Source organism: Actinomycetospora sp. CA-101289, from assembly GCF_050955895.1.
Classification (GTDB): Bacteria; Actinomycetota; Actinomycetes; order Mycobacteriales; family Pseudonocardiaceae; genus Actinomycetospora.
Genome location: NZ_CP192093.1, coordinates 5,439,871 through 5,455,845, shown reverse-complemented (window position 1 = coordinate 5,455,845; position 15,975 = coordinate 5,439,871). Strand labels below are relative to the sequence as shown.

At 74.8% G+C, this 15,975-nt stretch carries 18 protein-coding genes and 1 tRNA gene; 8 read left to right on the top strand and 11 right to left on the bottom strand.

From position 1 onward, the window contains the following. Window positions 1-24 precede the first annotated feature (24 nt). From ACQPX6_RS27155 to ACQPX6_RS27145, 3 genes are all read left to right on the top strand, one after another. Window positions 25-1,380 (top strand): C39 family peptidase, encoded by a 1,356-nt coding sequence (locus ACQPX6_RS27155; RefSeq protein ID WP_433783831.1) that lies wholly within the window; start codon window positions 25-27, stop codon window positions 1,378-1,380. Between the two features lie 77 nt (window positions 1,381-1,457). Next, window positions 1,458-1,925: a Clp protease N-terminal domain-containing protein gene (locus ACQPX6_RS27150; protein ID WP_433783830.1), complete on the top strand. Its 468-nt coding sequence runs from the start codon at window positions 1,458-1,460 to the stop codon at window positions 1,923-1,925. Between the two features lie 170 nt (window positions 1,926-2,095). After that, entirely contained in the window at window positions 2,096-2,824 is a 729-nt protein-coding gene (locus ACQPX6_RS27145) for a hypothetical protein (protein ID WP_433783828.1), read from the top strand. A 4-nt stretch (window positions 2,825-2,828) separates the two neighbouring features. Here the strand turns inward: ACQPX6_RS27145 and ACQPX6_RS27140 are convergent, their stop codons facing one another. Next, window positions 2,829-4,172, bottom strand: a complete 1,344-nt coding sequence (locus ACQPX6_RS27140) for an NAD(P)/FAD-dependent oxidoreductase (RefSeq protein WP_433783827.1) — start codon at window positions 4,170-4,172, stop codon at window positions 2,829-2,831. A gap of 103 nt (window positions 4,173-4,275) precedes the next feature. Here ACQPX6_RS27140 and rox point away from each other — a divergent pair, with 103 nt between their 5' ends. Beyond that, entirely contained in the window at window positions 4,276-5,721 is a 1,446-nt protein-coding gene (gene rox, locus ACQPX6_RS27135) for a rifampin monooxygenase (RefSeq protein WP_433783826.1), read from the top strand. On the opposite strand, the gene ACQPX6_RS27130 is transcribed toward rox, so the two are convergent. Then, a complete protein-coding gene (locus tag ACQPX6_RS27130) occupies window positions 5,712-6,203 on the bottom strand; it encodes a YajQ family cyclic di-GMP-binding protein (RefSeq protein ID WP_433783825.1) in 492 nt (163 codons plus the stop codon). The two genes, rox and ACQPX6_RS27130, sit on opposite strands and share 10 nt — an antisense overlap. A gap of 111 nt (window positions 6,204-6,314) precedes the next feature. Between ACQPX6_RS27130 and ACQPX6_RS27125 the strand changes: the two genes are divergently transcribed. After that, window positions 6,315-6,395 (top strand) — tRNA-Tyr (locus tag ACQPX6_RS27125). A gap of 49 nt (window positions 6,396-6,444) precedes the next feature. Here ACQPX6_RS27125 and ACQPX6_RS27120 read toward each other — a convergent pair. Together ACQPX6_RS27120 and ACQPX6_RS27115 are read right to left on the bottom strand one after the other, a co-directional pair. Then, the gene (locus tag ACQPX6_RS27120; RefSeq protein WP_433783824.1) at window positions 6,445-6,801 is read right to left on the bottom strand and encodes a VOC family protein; all 357 of its coding nucleotides are present in this window, start codon (window positions 6,799-6,801) and stop codon (window positions 6,445-6,447) included. 112 nt (window positions 6,802-6,913) lie between these two features. After that, on the bottom strand, window positions 6,914-7,411 hold the full coding sequence (locus ACQPX6_RS27115) for a VOC family protein (RefSeq protein WP_433783822.1): 498 nt from the start codon (window positions 7,409-7,411) through the stop codon (window positions 6,914-6,916). A gap of 263 nt (window positions 7,412-7,674) precedes the next feature. Here ACQPX6_RS27115 and ACQPX6_RS27110 point away from each other — a divergent pair, with 263 nt between their 5' ends. After that, on the top strand, window positions 7,675-8,415 hold the full coding sequence (locus ACQPX6_RS27110; RefSeq protein WP_433783820.1) for a TetR family transcriptional regulator: 741 nt from the start codon (window positions 7,675-7,677) through the stop codon (window positions 8,413-8,415). On the opposite strand, the gene ACQPX6_RS27105 is transcribed toward ACQPX6_RS27110, so the two are convergent. The 3 genes from ACQPX6_RS27105 to ACQPX6_RS27095 form a co-directional block, all read right to left on the bottom strand. Next, window positions 8,412-9,053: a maleylpyruvate isomerase family mycothiol-dependent enzyme gene (locus ACQPX6_RS27105; protein ID WP_433783819.1), complete on the bottom strand. Its 642-nt coding sequence runs from the start codon at window positions 9,051-9,053 to the stop codon at window positions 8,412-8,414. The genes ACQPX6_RS27110 and ACQPX6_RS27105 overlap by 4 nt on opposite strands. A 12-nt stretch (window positions 9,054-9,065) precedes the next feature. Beyond that, window positions 9,066-10,043: an anti-sigma factor RsbA family regulatory protein gene (locus ACQPX6_RS27100; RefSeq protein ID WP_433783818.1), complete on the bottom strand. Its 978-nt coding sequence runs from the start codon at window positions 10,041-10,043 to the stop codon at window positions 9,066-9,068. Window positions 10,044-10,180: 137 nt separating this feature from the next. Next, entirely contained in the window at window positions 10,181-10,513 is a 333-nt protein-coding gene (locus ACQPX6_RS27095) for a P-II family nitrogen regulator (protein ID WP_433783816.1), read from the bottom strand. A gap of 101 nt (window positions 10,514-10,614) precedes the next feature. Between ACQPX6_RS27095 and ACQPX6_RS27090 the strand changes: the two genes are divergently transcribed. Continuing rightward, a complete protein-coding gene (locus tag ACQPX6_RS27090) occupies window positions 10,615-11,346 on the top strand; it encodes an SDR family NAD(P)-dependent oxidoreductase (RefSeq protein ID WP_433788369.1) in 732 nt (243 codons plus the stop codon). Window positions 11,347-11,418: 72 nt separating this feature from the next. On the opposite strand, the gene ACQPX6_RS27085 is transcribed toward ACQPX6_RS27090, so the two are convergent. After that, window positions 11,419-12,414 carry an aldo/keto reductase family protein gene (locus ACQPX6_RS27085; RefSeq protein WP_433783815.1) on the bottom strand — a complete coding sequence of 332 codons (996 nt, stop codon included), beginning with the start codon at window positions 12,412-12,414 and terminating at the stop codon, window positions 11,419-11,421. Window positions 12,415-12,692: 278 nt separating this feature from the next. On the opposite strand from ACQPX6_RS27085, the gene ACQPX6_RS27080 reads away from it, so the two are divergent. Beyond that, window positions 12,693-12,878: a hypothetical protein gene (locus ACQPX6_RS27080; RefSeq protein WP_433783814.1), complete on the top strand. Its 186-nt coding sequence runs from the start codon at window positions 12,693-12,695 to the stop codon at window positions 12,876-12,878. A gap of 25 nt (window positions 12,879-12,903) precedes the next feature. Here the strand turns inward: ACQPX6_RS27080 and ACQPX6_RS27075 are convergent, their stop codons facing one another. The 3 genes from ACQPX6_RS27075 to ACQPX6_RS27065 form a co-directional block, all read right to left on the bottom strand. Then, complete coding sequence (locus ACQPX6_RS27075) at window positions 12,904-13,239, bottom strand: hypothetical protein (RefSeq protein ID WP_433783812.1); 336 nt, start codon at window positions 13,237-13,239, stop codon at window positions 12,904-12,906. Window positions 13,240-13,293: 54 nt separating this feature from the next. Then, window positions 13,294-14,721 carry an alpha/beta fold hydrolase gene (locus ACQPX6_RS27070; protein ID WP_433783811.1) on the bottom strand — a complete coding sequence of 476 codons (1,428 nt, stop codon included), beginning with the start codon at window positions 14,719-14,721 and terminating at the stop codon, window positions 13,294-13,296. Between the two features lie 83 nt (window positions 14,722-14,804). Then, window positions 14,805-15,956 carry a CaiB/BaiF CoA transferase family protein gene (locus ACQPX6_RS27065; protein WP_433783809.1) on the bottom strand — a complete coding sequence of 384 codons (1,152 nt, stop codon included), beginning with the start codon at window positions 15,954-15,956 and terminating at the stop codon, window positions 14,805-14,807. Window positions 15,957-15,975 lie beyond the last annotated feature (19 nt).

Genomic DNA, 15,975 nt, shown 5'->3' with positions numbered 1-15,975 from the left:
AACCATCAGCCGCAGGGGGGCCGCGTGAGCGACGACGAGGGGTACGGCGACGACGCGTTCGCCGCCGACGACCAGGACTCGGGGGGCGCCTCGTCCTGGTCGACGACCGCCACCGAGGACCAGGACATCGACTCGGGCGGGAGGGGCGAGGAGGAGGAGAGCTACTCCGCGGACGAGGTGACCGCGGACGACTCCACCACCTCGGCAGATGCGCCCGAGGACGGGACCGAGGACGCGGAGACCACCGGCTGGTCGTCGACCTCCGTCGGCACCGTCCTCGGCGACCCGAGCCTCGACGCCACGGACTACGCGGAGCCGCAGGACGCGGTCCCGTACGACGACGGGATCCTGGCCGGTGGCGTCGCCACCGTCGATGCTTCCCTGGTCCCTGCCGGGATGGACCCCGCTCTCTACGTCGACCCCTCCACGGTGCTCGTCGACCCCACGGCGAGCACCGTCATCGGCTCGCCCGCGATCGACCAGGGCTACTTCCAGCCGCAGGGCCCGGCGAACGCCAACTGCGGCCCGTACTCGGCGGCGATGGCGATCAACGCGATGACCGGGAGCAACATCTCCGGCGAGGAGCTCGCCGAGTTCGCGAAGCAGCAGGGGTGGATGGAGCAGGACTTCGTGAACGGCAACCCCGACTGGGGGTACTGGTCGGGGCTCGAACCGAAGGAGCTGGAGGCACTCATCGACGCCTACGTCGGCCCGGGGGGCGGTGACGCGACGAGGAGCTACGGCTCCCTCGACACCCTTGCCGGCCACCTCGCGGCGGACCACCCCGTCGTCGTGATGGTCGATTCCGGGGAGCTCGCGTCGTACGGGTCGGGGTTCGACGCGGACGCCGCGGACCAGAAGCCGAACCACTTCGTGACCGTGACGGGCATCGACCCGGTCCGCGGCCAGATCTTCCTCAACGATCCGGCGAAGAGCGCTCCGATCGTGATGCCCCTCGCCCAGTTCGAGGCCGCCTGGCGGGACTCGGGCAACCAGATGCTCGAGGTCAATCCCGGCGTCTCGGGGTCGCTGACGACGGAGATGACGTCGGCCCCGACCGCCGCGCCACCCGCCGAGGGTCCGTTGGTCCCGCTGCCCGCCACGGCCCCGACCGCGGCGACGACCCTCTCGCCGACCTTCCCGGCCGATGCGTCGCTCAGCGCCGTCCCCGTGCCGCTCGCGCCCGCGCCGCCCCTGGCGACCGGGTGCTGCGTGCTGCCGATGACCTTCGAGTGGCAGGTCGTGGACCCGGTGGCCACCGTCGGCGCCCCGCCGGTGCCGCCCGCCGTGGCCGCGGTGGGCATGCCGCCGAACACGATCCCGACGACGTCGGGGCTCTCCTCGTCGATCGTGCCGCCGATGGGCCGGACGGGCGCCTGAGGTGGGGTGACGACCCCGACCGCAGCCGGGGTCCGACCCCGAGGTGCGCGGCCCCGGCGGACGCCACGGTGAGGTCCATGCGCCTCGCCACCCGACAGACCGCCCGCCTCACCCGCGTCTTCCTGATCGCCGACCAGGAGGCGGCCCGCGACGGCGCCGCCCGCGTCGGGACCGCCCATCTCCTGCTCGCCCTCGTCCGCGACGAGCACGAGCACGGCGGGCGCCTCGCCGACCGCGTCGACGTCGGCGAGGTGCGCGCCGAGGTCGCCCGCCGCCCGGTCCGCGCCGGCGGCACCGGGCGCCGCGCGTGGACCCCGGCCGCGCTGGTGGCCGTCGACGCCGCCCTGCGCGCCGCGAGCCAGGGGGCCGATGAGCCCGTCGTCGGCGTCCGCCACCTCCTGCTCGGCGTGCTCGCCGACGCCGCCGACGACGCGGCCACGGTGCTGCGCGCGCTCGACGTCGACGTCGACGACCTCGTGGACGCGGCGGGCGCCGACCTCAGGGCCGACATGGCCGACATGGCCGACATCGCGGTCCGGCACTGAGCCGGGTGGGCGTCGCAGGACGCCCCGGCCGGACGCGGGTTGCCCCGCACCGGCGAGATGACGCCGCACGAGTGGTCCTCGAGGTCCGCCGATAACGACGGCGGATCTCCCGACGACGGTCCGCGCAGACGAGGTGATCGCCTCGCCGCTCGAGCCCCGGAAGAGGAACCTTGTCCGCTCACCGCGCCGCCCGCCGGACCCGTCGCACCACCGCTGCCGCTCTCGGCGGCCTGTCGCTGCTGACCCTGTTCGGCCCCGGCGCCGGTGCGGCCCTGGCGGCGGGCGCGGACGTCCACAACTGCGGTGACTTCCGGTACCAGGAGGATGCGCAGGACGTCTTCGACGCCGACACCTCCGACCCCAACGGCCTCGACGACGACGGCGACGACATCGCGTGCGAGGCCCGGCCGCACCGGCCGGCGCACACGGAGCTGGGTCTGGACGACGAGGCGACGCCCTCGTCCAGCACCTCGCCCTCGTCGAGCGACGCGCCCGTCGACACCGTCGTCTCCTCGGCCGACCGCGACTGCGACGACTTCTCCACGCAGGCCGAGGCCCAGGACGCCCTCGACGCCGACCCGAGCGACCCGGAGCGCCTCGACGCCGACGCCGACGACGAGGCCTGCGAGTCGTTCTCCTACGGCGACGAGGTCGAGACCGAGCCCGCGGCGGTGTCGTCCCACGGGTCCGACGACGACGCCGACGACCACGCCACGGCGGCCACCACGACGCACGCGTCGGCGGAGTACCCGGTCGGCGGCGTCGAGGCCGGCGACGGCAGCGCGCCCGCCGGCGAGGCGCCCTACCTCCTCGCGTCCGGTCTCCTCGCGGCGACGGCCGTCGGCGGCGCGACCGTCGCCCGCCACGCGCGCACGGGCGGCCGGCACCGCCGGGTCTGAGCGGCTACTCCGTCCGCGCCGCCACCGCCGCGCGCACCTGCGCCGGCTCGAGGTAGTCGTCGGTGTGCTCGAACTCCGCGAGACGCCCGCTCGATCCGGTGAGGAACCCGAGGCGCACGGTGCTCTCGCCCTGCACCGAGCGCAGCGCCCAGTTGCCGGCGACGCGCGCCATCGCCGTCGGGGCGCCGAGCGCCCAGAGGTGGTAGCCGCGGGTCACGGCGGCGGCCGGTGCGCCCGCGAGCCCGATCCCGAACGGCTTGGCGACGGCGTCGGTGCCCCCGAGGTCGACGACGAGGCCGAGGTCGCGGTGGCGGTAGTCGCGGGTCGGGCGCCCGGCGAGGCCGGCGACGACGTTGGCTGCGGCGACCGGGGCCTGGCGGGTGGCGTGCTGCGCGGTCGGCGGGCAGACCGCGTCGCCGCCCGTGGCGAGGTCGGGCACCGCGGCGGCGTCGCCGAGCGCGAGCACCTCGGGGCGGTCGGGCACCGACAGGTCGGGCCGGACGACCAGCCGACCGCGACTGGTCTCCGCGCCGAGCCGCCCGACCAGCGGGCTGGGCGCGACGCCGGCCGTCCAGATCAGCGTCGACGTCGCCAGTCGCCGCCCGTCGGACAGCGTCACCGACCCGTCGTCGGCACCCACCAGGCTGGTCGCTAGGTCGACGTGCACGCCGCGCCCGACGAGCACCCGCCGCGTGTCCTCGCTGAGCCGGTGCCCGAGGTCCGGCATCAGCTCGCGGGCGTGCTGCACGACGTGCCACTGCAGCAGCGACGGGTCGAGGCGGGGGAAGCGGCGCGCGAGGCCGGTGGTCGTGCGCTGCAGGTTGGCCGCGGTCTCGACGCCCGCGTAACCACCGCCGACCACGACGAAGCGGCACCGACGCGCACGCTCGTCCGGGTCGGTCGACGCGTTGGCGACCTCGAGCTGGCCCAGCACGTGGTCGCGCAGGAACTCCGCCTCGGCGAGCGTCTTGCACCCGCGGCCGAACTCGCGGAGCCCCGGGATGTCCATCACCTTCGTGACGCTGCCGGGCGCGAGGACGAGCCGGTCGTAGTCGAGCACCTCGTGGTTGCCCGTGATGCTGCGGACGAGCACCTGCCGGGCGTCGAGGTCGACGCCCACCGCCCGGCCGGGCACGACCACGGTGCGCGGCAACCGGCGCGACAGCGACAGCACCGCCGCCCGCGGGGGCAGCACGCCGGCCGCGACCTGCGGCAACAGCGGCAGGTAGAGCAGGTAGTCGTCCGGGCTGACGAGACGGACGTCGGCGTCGGGGGCGAGCTTCTCCAGCCGCCGGGCGACGCCCGCGCCCGCGAAGCCCCCGCCGACCACGACGATGCGCGCGCTCACTTCTCTGCCACCTCGAAGCTATAGCGAGTCCCGGGGCTTGTGGCAAGACCCGGGCGGTGCCGCAGAATCGCGCGCCCCGCCGTCCGAGCCCCCCGAGGTGCCCATGACGTCCGTCCCGTCCCGCCACGACGTCGTGATCGTGGGGGGTGGGCCGACCGGGCTGGTGCTGGCCGCGGAGCTGCGGCTGCACGGCGTCGACGTGCTCGTGCTGGAGAGGGACGCGGAGCCGACCCCGGTCGTGCGCTCGCTCGGCCTGCACGCGCGCAGCGCCGAGGTGTTCGACCAGCGCGGGATGCTCGAGCCTTTCCTCGCGCACGGCACGCGACACCCGGTCGGCGGCTTCTTCGCCGGCATCACCCGGCCGTCGCCGACCGGGCTCGACACCGCCCACGCCTACGTCCTCGGCATCCCCCAGACCCTCACCGACCGCCTGCTGACCGAGCACGCCGTCGCGGTCGGCGTCGACATCCGGCGGGGGCAGGAGCTGGTCGGGCTGGACCAGGACGACGACGGCGTGACCGCCGAGCTGGCCGACGGCACGCGCCTGCGCTCGCGCTTCCTCGTCGGCTGCGACGGGGGCCGCAGCACGGTCCGCACGCTGCTCGGCGTCGCCTTCCCCGGCGAGCCCAGCCGCGCGGAGACGCTGCTCGGAGAGATGGAGGTGGGCGTGGCGCCGGACACGGTGGCGACGGTGGTGGCCGAGGTCCGCCGGACCCACCTGCGCTTCGGTCTCGGGCCCCTCGGCGACGGTCTCTACCGCGTCCTCGTGCCCGCCGACGGCCTGGCCGAGGACCGCCGGACCCCGCCGACCCTCGAGGAGTTCCGCCGGCAGCTGCAGGCGGTCGCCGGCACCGACTTCGGCGTGCACTCCCCGCGCTGGCTGTCCCGCTTCGGCGACGCCACACGCCAGGCCGAGCGCTACCGGGTGGGCCAGGTGCTGCTGGCCGGCGACGCCGCGCACATCCACCCGCCGGCCGGGGGACAGGGGCTCAACCTCGGGGTCCAGGACGCGTTCAACCTGGGCTGGAAGCTCGCCGCCGAGCTCGCCGGCTGGGCTCCCGAGGGCCTCCTCGACACCTACCACGACGAGCGCCACCCGGTGGCCGCCGAGGTGCTGTCGAACGCCCGCGCGCAGATGGAGCTGATGTCCCCCGAGCCCGGGCCGCAGGCGGTGCGCCGGCTCCTGGTCGAGCTGATGGAGTTCGACGACGTCAACCGCCACCTCGTCGAGAAGATCCTCGCGATCGGCATCCGCTACGACCTCGGTGACCCCCACCCGCTGGTCGGCCGCCGCCTGCGGGACGTGGCCCTGAGGTGGGACCGGCTGTACTCCCTGATGCACTGCGGGCGGGGACTGCTGCTCGACCAGACCGGACGTCTCTCGGTGACGGACTGGCGGGACCGCGTCGACCACGTCGTCGACACCAGCGACGAGGTGGCCGAGCCCGCGGTGCTGCTGCGCCCCGACGGCCACGTCGTCTGGGTCGGCGACGACCAGCAGGAGCTGGACGAACGGCTGGCGCGGTGGTTCGGGCTCCGTCAGCGGTAGTTCGTGAACTGCAGCGCGATGTCGAAGTCACGCTCCTTGAGCAGGGAGATGACGGCCTGCAGGTCGTCCTTCTTCTTGCCCGTGACGCGGAGCTGGTCGTCCTGCATCTGCGCCTGGATGCCCTTGGGCCCCTCGTCGCGGATGACCTTCGAGATCTCCTTGCCCTTGTCCTTGCTGATGCCCTGCACCAGCGAGCCGGTGACCTTGTAGGTCTTGCCCGAGAGCGCCGGGTCGCCGACGTCGAACGCCTTCATCGAGATGCCGCGCTTGATCAGCTTCTCCTTGAAGACGTCGATCGCCGCGGTGCAGCGCTCCTCGGTCTCGGCGGTGATCGTGATGGCCTCCTCGCCGGCCCAGGAGACGTCCGCGCCGGTCCCGCGGAAGTCGAAGCGCTGCGAGAGCTCCTTGCTCGCCTGGTTCAGCGCGTTGTCGACCTCCTGGCGGTCGACCTTGCTCACGACGTCGAACGAGGGGTTGGCCATCGTCGTCCTCCTTGACGTGTCCTCCGGGTGTGGCAGCGGGCCCCCGGCTGCGCGGCGGCCGGGCCCCGGTCTGTAGTCTTCCCGACGTCGTCCTGAGGGGCGGCACACCCTGGCGGGTTGCCCGAGCGGCCAATGGGAGCGGACTGTAAATCCGTCGCGAAAGCTTCGAAGGTTCGAATCCTTCACCCGCCACACCAGGCCCATCGGTTCGCTGACCAGCGACGATGGGCCTTCCTCATGGTCAGGCCGGGCCGGCGGCCAAGGGATGCCGGGGCTGGTAGAGCCCGAGGGCGCCGCCGCCGGGCAGGCGGATGGTCGTCCGCAGCCCCCAGCCCTCGTCGGTGATCCCGCCCTCGACGACCACGCCGCGGGCGGTGAGGTCGGCGACGGTGGCCTCGACGTCGTCGCAGACGAGGTGGAGCTCGTGCTGCGGAGCGCCGTCGGTCGGGTGCACCGCCACCTCGGCCGGCGGCAGGCCGAGGATCAGCCACCCGCCGCCGGCGTCGACGCTCCGGCCGCCGCGCAGGATCTCGGCGAGGACCTCGCGGTCCGTCGCGGCGTCGTTGCTGTACAGGATCGCGTGCGCGGCGGTGATCATCGACGCTCCGGGGTGAACTCGTGCAGCGAGAGGTCGTTGCGGTCCGGGTCGAGGAACGGGCGCTCGTCCCGGAGCTCGAGGAAGGCGGTGAGCTCGCCCCGGTCGGCCACGCTCACCGGCCGAACACCTCCGGGGCGTCCAGCCGGGGCTCGTCGACGAGCTCCGGCGGGCCGTCGCCGTCGAAGACGTAGCCGATGAACGTCTCCGGCGCGGCCGCCGCGTCGACCCAGAAGAAGCGCAGCACGGTGCCGTCGGGGTCGGTGACGTCGACGACCGCCTGGCCGGGCCCGCGCTCCTGCACGTCGGTGTGGACGGCGCCGAGGTCGGCGGCCCGCCGCTGCACGTCGAGGAGGGCGTCCCGGCTCTCCACGTGGAAGGCGGCGACGTCGTGGCCGGTGAGGTCGGGACTGCCCGCGCAGTGCTGACGGAGGCGCAGCGCGATCGAGAAGCCACCCTCGGCCGAGCGCAGGGCCGCCCCGCGCAGCTCGTCCTCCTCGACGAACTCGTGCGCCAGCGCCAGGTCCATCAATCGGCCGTACCAGGTGACGCTGCGCTGGAGATCGGTGACGGGCAGCTTGACGTGCAGCACCTTCGTCATGCCGAGGGCCATCGCGATCTCCTCCTCGAATCACCCAGCGTCACAGACTAGCGGTTGTCGGAGTCCGTGACTCTGCCATCAGGGCGAGGAGAGGCCCGGCCACGCTGCAGTCCGTCATCCCGCCGGTGGAAAGCACGACCCCGACCTCAACCAGGACGCCCCTCTCGGGGCAAGACGCGCGGCGAACACGACGAATCGGGAGGAAGCACGCGGATCGGTGGACGGGGCGGTCCGTGATCTTCTCCGCGGGCAGGGCGGACCGCATACTCCTGTTCATGACACCGGACGGTGTCCGGTGGTACGAGCTGCCGGTGCCCCGCTGGTCGGACCACGTGGCCGCCGCGGGCCTGCAGGCGCGCGCGCTGACGACCCGCCGGGAGCTCCTCGTGGCGGCCGCGCGACGGTTCGCGTCGCAGGGCCACCACGGCACCTCGCTGACGCAGGTCGCCGCCGACGCGAGCCGCACCAAGGGCGCGCTGTTCTTCCACTTCGCGTCCAAGAGCGCGCTCGGCTGGGCCGTCGTCGACGAGGTGCACGCCTCGTGGGACGACCTCGCCGACCGGATCGCGGCCCGGGACCTCGATCCCCTCCGGTCGCTGCTCGTCGTGTTCGACGCGCAGATGGCCCGCCTGGTGCACGACCCGATCGTGCAGGGCGGGGTCCGGGTGATGCGGGAGGACCCCGGGATGCAGGCCGACCGGCACAAGTGGGTGGAGGGCTGGCGGGCCGAGAGCGAGGTGCTGCTGCAGCGCGCCCGCGCGCAGGGCCTGCTCGCCGGGGAGACCGACCCGGCGTCGGTCAGCACGACGCTGCTCTCGACCGTCGTCGGCCACCACTACCTCGCGGAGACCCAGCCCGACGGCCCCTCGCTGTGGGAGCGCATGACGGCGACCTGGCTCGGGCTCCTCCCCACCATGGCCGCCCGCGGGTGGCTCGCGGAGTGGGCGGTCTCGGGCTGGTCGGACCGGCCCGAACCGGACCCCGAGGCGTACGCGCGGGCCCGGCGACCCGCCTAGTCCGACAGGCGCGCGGCCAGCTCCTCGGCGCCGTCCCCGGACAGGGCGGGCAGGCCCGCCGGCCGTCCCGTCGCCACGAGCAGCAGCTCGCCCACCGGTCCGCGGACCTCGCGGTCGCTCGCCGAGCCCGTGGACCAGTCGGCGTCCGTCGCCACGAGCCGCAGGCCGGCGAGGCGCTTCGGTGCCCCGTAGAACTTCGTGCCCACGACGAACCCGAGCGCCGGCACGACGTACTCCACGGTCATCGGGTAGGTGCGGTGCAGCGGCCGGTTGATGTCCTGGCCGTGCACGAGGATGTCGACCAGCGGGTCCATGGGCTTCGCGCCCAGCGGGCGACGCTCCGAGCCCGCGGTCTCCCGGAGCTGGGCGACGAGCTCCGCGGGCGAGAACTGCGCCGCCCGGGCGCGGGCGGACTCGTCGATCATGCGGTTGATGCGGCCGCGCGCCGCCAGCATCGCGCGGATCGCGCCGAGCTTCGTGAGCCGCGAGGTCAGCGTGATGTGCGCGACGACGTCCTGCACGGTCCAGCCCGTGCACAGCGACGGCGTGCGCCACTCCTCGGGCCCGAGGGTCTCCACGACGTCGGCGAGCCGCAGGCGTTCGGACTCGAGGGCAGTGCGGAGGTCGTCGCGGTCCATGGCCCGGGGACGCTAGCGCGGGTCCCCGTCCAGGTACATCGTCATCCGCACCGTCGTCCCGCCGTCGCGCGTGCTGTGCAGGCGCACGAGGTCGCAGAGCCGGTGGGTGAGGTAGAGGCCGTAGCCCCGGCCGTCCGCGGGACCCGGCGGGTGCCGACCGACGAGCGGGTCCTCGACGTAGCCGCCGTCCTGGATCTCGGCGACGACGCGGTCGTCGGTGTGCCAGAGCGAGAGGATGCCGCGGCCGTCGGTGTGGACGACGGTGTTGAGCGCGACCTCGTGCACCGCCAGGCAGAGGTCGGCGACGCGATCGGGGTGCAGGCCGGCGTCGGCCGCGTGCTCGGCGACGGCCAGGCGGACCGCGCGCGGACCGTGCGGGGCGCTGTAGAGCAGCGTCTCGCCCTCGTCGGGGGCGTCGGACAGGGGCCCGACGACGGCCTCGGCGAGCTTGAGCGGGTCGCCGTACGTGGGGTTGGCGACGGTGGCGCCGTCCTCGACGACCAGCGGGTGCGCGGCGCGGGCGTCGGCGGCGGTGGCCTCGTCGAGCAGCTGCGTGTCGTAGGGGCACAGCAGCGCGACCGCGTGGTCGGCGAACGCGAGGTTGGCCAGCGCGTCGTGCTGCAGGCAGGCGTCGCGCTCCTCGGGGCGCCGCTGCGGCGACCAGGCCTGCGAGACCACGCGCACGCGCTGCCCCCGGTGCTCGTCGGCGAAGCGGTGCAGGGCCGGCAGCAGCCGCGCGGGGTTGCGCCCGAGACCCAGCACGTCCTGCAGGACCACCGCGCCGGCGTCGTCGCCCAGCGCGTCGCGGACGAGGTCGAGCTGGGCCGCGGGCAGCGCCACCACGGCCGCGTCGTCGTCCTCGAGGCCGGCGCGCACGTGCGCCACGACCCCGGCGACCAGCGCGTCGTCACCGTCGTGGAAGAGCGCCCGGTGCTCCAGCGTCGGCGCGGGACCGCGGTGGTGACGTCCGATCGCGTCCGTCGCCCTCACCCCACACCACCCCGTCCTGATGGCTCGCGCTCCCGGCATCCTGACGCGACCGTGTACCGGGCGACACCCGGTTCCGCCCAGTGGAGCAACGTGTGCGACAGACGGTCCCTCCCGGTGGTCACGCGCGGTGACCGTCCTCAGACCGCGTCCGCCCCGCGCTCCCCGGTCCGGACCCGTGTGACCAGGTCCAACGGCACGACCCACAGGCGCCCCTCGGAGCGCACCGCGGCGGCGACCTCGTCGACCACCCGATCGACGACCTCGTCGTGCACGATCGACTCGACCCGCAGGCAGGGCACGAGGTCGTCGGTGATCACCGTGCCGCGGTGCACCGACCGGTGACCGTCCGGGCCGGGACCACGCACCTCGATGATCGTCATCCCGAGCACCGCGTGCCGCTCGAACGCGCGGCGGACGGCGTCGAGCGCGTGGGGCGGGATCAGCGCGTGCAGCATCTTCACCGCGACCACACCCCTCCTCACCGGCGGTCCGCGAGACGCTACGGCCCCGGGCCCCGCCTGGCGAGGACGTGCTGCCTACGCTGCCCGCCGTGCCTCCCGCCTCCCCGGTCGTGCTCGTCCTCGGCGGTCGCAGCGAGATCGGGGTGGCGCTCGCGCGCCGTCTCGCCGCGGCCGGGCGCGCCGCGACGGTGGTGCTCGCAGCACGGCGCGCGGACGACCTCGCCGACGAGGTGGCGACGGTCCGCGCGGCGGGCGCCGAGGTCGCGACCGTCGAGTTCGACGCCGACGACGTGGCGGGCCAGGCCGCGGTGCTCGACGCGGTGGAGGCGGCGCACGGGGTGCCCGACGTCGTCGTCGTGGCGTTCGGCGTGCTCGGCGACCAGGCCCGCGCCGAGCGCGACGCCGCGCACGCCGTCGCCGTGGTGCACACCGACTACGTCGCGCAGGTCGCGGTGCTCACCGAGGTCGCCGCGCGGCTGCGGGCCCGCGGGCGGGGCGAGATCGTCGTGTTCTCGTCGGTCGCCGGGGTGCGCGTGCGGCGCGCCAACTACGTGTACGGCTCGGCGAAGGCGGGCCTCGACGGCTTCGCCTCCGGGCTCGCCGACGCCCTGCACGGCAGCGGCGTCCACCTCACGCTCGTGCGCCCCGGCTTCGTCGTGGGCCGCATGACCGCGGACAGCGGCCTGTCGCCCGCGCCGCTGTCGTCGACGCCGGACCAGGTGGCCGCGGCGACGGTGCGCGGGATCGGGCGCGACGTCGTCTGGGTGCCCGGCGCGCTGCGGCTGCTGTTCACCGCGATGCGCCTGCTGCCCCGCTGGGCGTGGCGGCGCCTGCCCCGGTGAGGTGCGCTCCGCGCACGTGAGCAGCTCTCGGTGTCAGAGCACCGAGAAGTGCTCACGTGCCGAAGGCACCCCTCAGCGGTGGGTGATGCCGGCCGAGGCGCCGGGGGCGAGCTGCTGGCCGGTGACCGGGACGTCGCCCAGGGCCTCGTCGATGGCGGCGAGGGTGTCGGCGGAGAGCTCGGTACCCGCGGCCGCGGCGTTGGCGTGCACCTGCTCCGGGCGCGACGCGCCGACGATCGCCGAGGCGAGCTCCGGACGGCGCAGCACCCAGGCCAGCGCCATCTCGGCCATCGACAGCCCGGCGCCCTCGGCGATCGGCACCAGGCGCTGCACCGCCTCGAGCGTGCGGTCGGTGAGCTTCTGCTTGATGAAGCCGTTCATCTCGTCGCTCGCCGCCCGCGAGTCGACCGGCACCGGCTCGCCCGGGCGGTACTTGCCCGTGAGCACGCCCTCGGCCATCGGCGACCACACGATGTTGGAGATGCCGTGCTCCGCGGTGACCCCGAAGACCTCGGCCTCCGGCGCACGCCAGAGCATCGAGTACTGCGGCTGCGACGACACCAGCGCCACGTCGTCCGGGCACGCGGCGAGGCCGGCGCGGATCTGGTCGGGCGTCCACTCGCTGAAGCCCAGGTAGCGGGCCTTGCCGGCGCGCACGACCTCCGCCAGTGCCTCCATGGTGTCCTCGACCGGCACGTCCGCGTCGAAGCGGTGGCACTGGTAGAGGTCGACGTGGTCGGTGCGCAGCCGGCGCAGGGAGGCGTCGATCTGCTTGGCGATCTGGGCCGGCGACAGCCCGCGGTCGCTGTTCGACATCGGGAAGTAGACCTTCGTCGCGAGCACGTAGTCCTCGCGCCGGTAGTCGGCGAGGATGGCGCCCCAGGCCTCCTCGGCGGCGCCGCGCCCGTAGACGTTGGCGGTGTCGAAGAACGTGATGCCCGCGTCGAACGCGGCCCGCGTGCACGCGGCGGTCGCGTCCGCCTCGACGCCGCCGGAGTAGGTCAACCAGGACCCGAGGGAGATCTCCGAGACCTGCAGGTCGCTCGCACCGAGCTGACGATGGCGCATCCCGTCACCGTAGGGACCCACGACCGTGACGGCGCGCGCAGAGATCGACACGGCCGGTCAGCAGAAGCGCACCGCCGATCGGCGCACGCCATCGACCACTCGTCGCAGTTTGCTGGGTCCGAAGTGTGAAATCGGGTGACGGCGGTTCCGGTGCGGCGCCGCGCTGGCACGATGGTGTGACGAGCTCGCGAGAGGCCCCGGCGCGGGGCGGCAACGATGCCGCCGACGCCGTGCGGGTCTCCGCCCGACCCTCGATCAGTCGAAGCCGTAGGGGTTACGTGAACGTGCTGCTGGCGCCGCTGCGCCCTCTCGCCGATGTGCTCGACCTGACCGCGGAGGCCGTCGCCGCCGTGGGCACCGTCTCGGTCACCGCCCTCGGGCTGGTGCTCACGCGCACCGTCGACGTGGGGGAGCGGCGCGCGCACCTGCGCGTCGTCGGCAGTACGCCGCCACCGCGGCGCTGACCCCGAACGACGCCGGCCGACCCCGTCAGGCGCGGGGTGCGGCCTGGTCGCGCAGCAGCGCGTTGAGCTGGCGCAGCTCGTCGCGGATCTCGGTGAGCAGGCCGGGGATCTCGTGGCTGCGCTCCCAGTGCGGCGTCACGTCGATGCCCAGCTCGCCCAGCTCGCGGTCGTAGAGCTCGGCGAGCAGCGTGCGGTACGGCTCGTCGGGCACGGTGCCGTTCTCCCAGCGCGACAGCTGGGTCTTGAGGCTGGCGGCGCTCGCGACGTCGACCCGGCCCTGCTCGGCGAGCTCGCGCAGCCGGATCACCGCGGTGGTCTGCGACCACCCTCGATCACGGCGGGCATCGCGCAACGAGACCACACGGTCACAGTAGACGACTCGGCGTGATCGGCAGTCCGAACCCGCGACGGGTGCTCAGCGCCGCCGCGGGGTCCGCGACGCCCGCTTCGGCGCAGGCAGGCGGGTCGACCGGCGCGCCGGCCGCGACCGGCTCCCCGTGCCCGCCGGGGCGGAATCGTCGGCGACGTCGGGGTCGTCGCTGCTGGGGCTGTCGGGGTCCTCGGGCTCCGGCTCGCTGGTGATCGCGGGCAGCGGGTCGGCGACCTCGACGGTCTCCTCCGCGGACGGCGTGGAGCGCACCGGCTCGACGGCGCGGCGCCGCGTCATCCGCGCCGGACGCAGCGAACGGCGGCTCGTGGGGCTGCTGCCCTCGACCGTGGCCGGGGCGTCGTGCCGGTCGAGGAACGCGCACAGCCGCGCCCAGGTCGTGTCCTTGGCCGCGCGCCCGGCCAACACGCCGAGGTGCCCGCCGGGGGCGGTGGTCAGGCGGGTCTCGGCGCCGGTGAGGCGGCGCGCGCCCGCGCGGACGGCGCGGGGCGGCACGACGCGGTCGCTCTCGCCCGCCACCAGCAGCACGGGGCGGCGCAGCTCGCCGAGGTCGATCACCCGGTGGCCGACGGGTACCCGGCCCTCGGCGAGGTCCTCGGGCGCGACCATGCTGCGGAAGTAGGTGCCGACGTACCGGGCCTGCTCGCCGATGAGGGCGCGGAGGTCGTCGACGGCCTCGAGCTGGGCGAGGAAGTCGCGGTCGTCGAGCCGGGCGATCATGGTCAGCGGGGCGGTGAGCAGCTCGTCGAGCGAGCCCAGGCGCATCGCCCGCAGCAGCCGGGGCAGCGGCATGATCGCCAGCAGGGTCTGCAGCGTCGCGAGCACCGGGCCGCCCGCCGCCACGGCCAGGGGGCGGGCGCGCACCACCGGCGGCACCTCGTCCAGCGCGAACGGCGTAGCGATCGCGGTGACCGACGCGAGCGGGAGGTCGGGGTGCCCGGCGGCGCTGAGCACGGCGTGCAGCCCGCCGATCGACCAGCCGACGAGGTGCACCGGGGCGCCGTCGTGGTGCGCGCTGACCGTGCGCACGACGTGGGGGAGGAGCTCGTCGACCCAGCGCTCGAGGTCGGCGGGGCCCGGGGAGATCGAGCCGCCGTGCCCGACGAGATCCTCGTCGTCGACCTGGTGCACCGAGCGCCCCTCGCCGACGAGGTGCTCGACGAGGCTGTTGCCGCGCCGCAGGTCGAACGCGACGCCGCACGCCCCCAGCGGCGACACGAGCAGCACCGGCGAGCCGCGCAGCCGCGCGGTGGGGTGCACGGCGTAGCGGTAGGTGCTGACCGACCCCGAGCGCGCGAGCCCGTGGGCCCGGCCCACGCCGGCGGCCGCCGCGTCGCCGGGACCGGTGTCGATCGCCGTGCGGGGCATGCGGCGCAGGTCGGCGAGCGGCCCCTCGAGGACGCGGTCGCGCACGTTGCCGAGCGCTCGCCACGCCCCGGCGGGGGTCAGGATCACGGGCCCTCCTTTGCGCTCCGCGCTCGTGAGCGCTTCCCCGTGCCAGGGCACGGAAAAGCGCGCACACGGCCGTAGGCCAAAGCCTAGGTCTGGTGGACGACGCCCGCTTCCTGCAGTTTCGCGACGCGTTCGGGGTCGATGCCCCAGTCGGCGAGCGCCTCGGCGGAGTGCTGGCCCGGCGCCGCGGGGGCGGTCGGCGTGGCGCTGGGCGTGCGGTCGAAGCGCGGGGCGGGCGCGGGCTGGCGCACGCCGAACGCGTCGATGAACAGCCCGCGGGCCTGGTTGTGGGGGTGCTGGTGGGCCTCGTCCATGTCCAGCACCGCGGCCACGACGGCGTCGGTGGGCTCGAGGTCGGCGGCCCACTCGTCGCGCGTGCGGATCGCGAACACCTCGGCGAGCCGCGCGCGGAACTCCGGCCACCGCGCCATGTCCCACTGGTTCGCGGCGATGTCCTCGCCGGCCAGGCCCAGGTGCGTCATGAGCTCGGCGTAGAACTGCGGCTCGATCGCCCCGACCGCGACCCACCCGCCGTCGGTGCAGCGGTAGTGCGCGTAGAACGGCGCGCCGCCGTCGAGGAGGTTCTGACCCCGGGGGTTCGGCCACAGCCCGCCGGCGCGCATGCCGTAGATCATCGCCATCTGCAGCGCGGCGCCGTCGACGATCGCCGCGTCGACGACCTGCCCGCGCCCCGACGTCGCCCGTTCCACGAGCGCGCCGAGCACGCCGACGACGAGCAGCATGCCGCCGCCGCCGAAGTCGCCGACAAGGTTGATCGGGATGCCGGGCGCCCCGTCCGGGCCCTCGACGTGCGCGACGACACCGGCGGTGGAGAGGTACGTGAGGTCGTGCCCGGCGCGCGCCGCGTTCGGGCCGTCCTGGCCCCAGCCGGTCATGCGTCCGTAGACGAGGCGCTCGTTGCGGGCGTGGCAGGCGTCCGGCCCGAAGCCGAGGCGCTCGGCCACGCCGGGGCGGTAGCCCTCGATCAGCACGTCGGCGGTGCCGGCGAGGTCGAGGAGCACCTCGAGGCCCTCGGGCGACTTGAGGTCGAGGGCCACCGACCGGCGCCCGCGCGCGAGGACGTCCTTGGTCTCGTTGCCGAGCGAGAGCCCGCGGCCCCCGGCCGGACGGTCGATGCGCAGCACGTCCGCACCCATGTCGGCGAGCATCATCGCCGCGAACGGCCCCGGGCCGATCCCCGCGACCTCGACGATCTTCACGCCGTCCAGCACACCCATGGGGCCCTCGTCCTCCTCG

Bases quoted from the DNA above. Each gene is read 5' to 3' on its own strand.
- ACQPX6_RS27150 (WP_433783830.1), top strand. From the start codon at position 1,458: ATGCGCCTCGCCACCCGACAGACCGCCCGCCTCACCCGCGTCTTCCTG.
- rox (WP_433783826.1), top strand. From the start codon at position 4,276: ATGACGTCCGTCCCGTCCCGCCACGACGTCGTGATCGTGGGGGGTGGG.
- ACQPX6_RS27130 (WP_433783825.1), bottom strand. From the start codon at position 6,203: ATGGCCAACCCCTCGTTCGACGTCGTGAGCAAGGTCGACCGCCAGGAG.
- ACQPX6_RS27120 (WP_433783824.1), bottom strand. From the start codon at position 6,801: ATGATCACCGCCGCGCACGCGATCCTGTACAGCAACGACGCCGCGACG.
- ACQPX6_RS27115 (WP_433783822.1), bottom strand. From the start codon at position 7,411: ATGGCCCTCGGCATGACGAAGGTGCTGCACGTCAAGCTGCCCGTCACC.
- ACQPX6_RS27110 (WP_433783820.1), top strand. From the start codon at position 7,675: ATGACACCGGACGGTGTCCGGTGGTACGAGCTGCCGGTGCCCCGCTGG.
- ACQPX6_RS27105 (WP_433783819.1), bottom strand. From the start codon at position 9,053: ATGGACCGCGACGACCTCCGCACTGCCCTCGAGTCCGAACGCCTGCGG.
- ACQPX6_RS27085 (WP_433783815.1), bottom strand. From the start codon at position 12,414: ATGCGCCATCGTCAGCTCGGTGCGAGCGACCTGCAGGTCTCGGAGATC.
- ACQPX6_RS27065 (WP_433783809.1), bottom strand. From the start codon at position 15,956: ATGGGTGTGCTGGACGGCGTGAAGATCGTCGAGGTCGCGGGGATCGGC.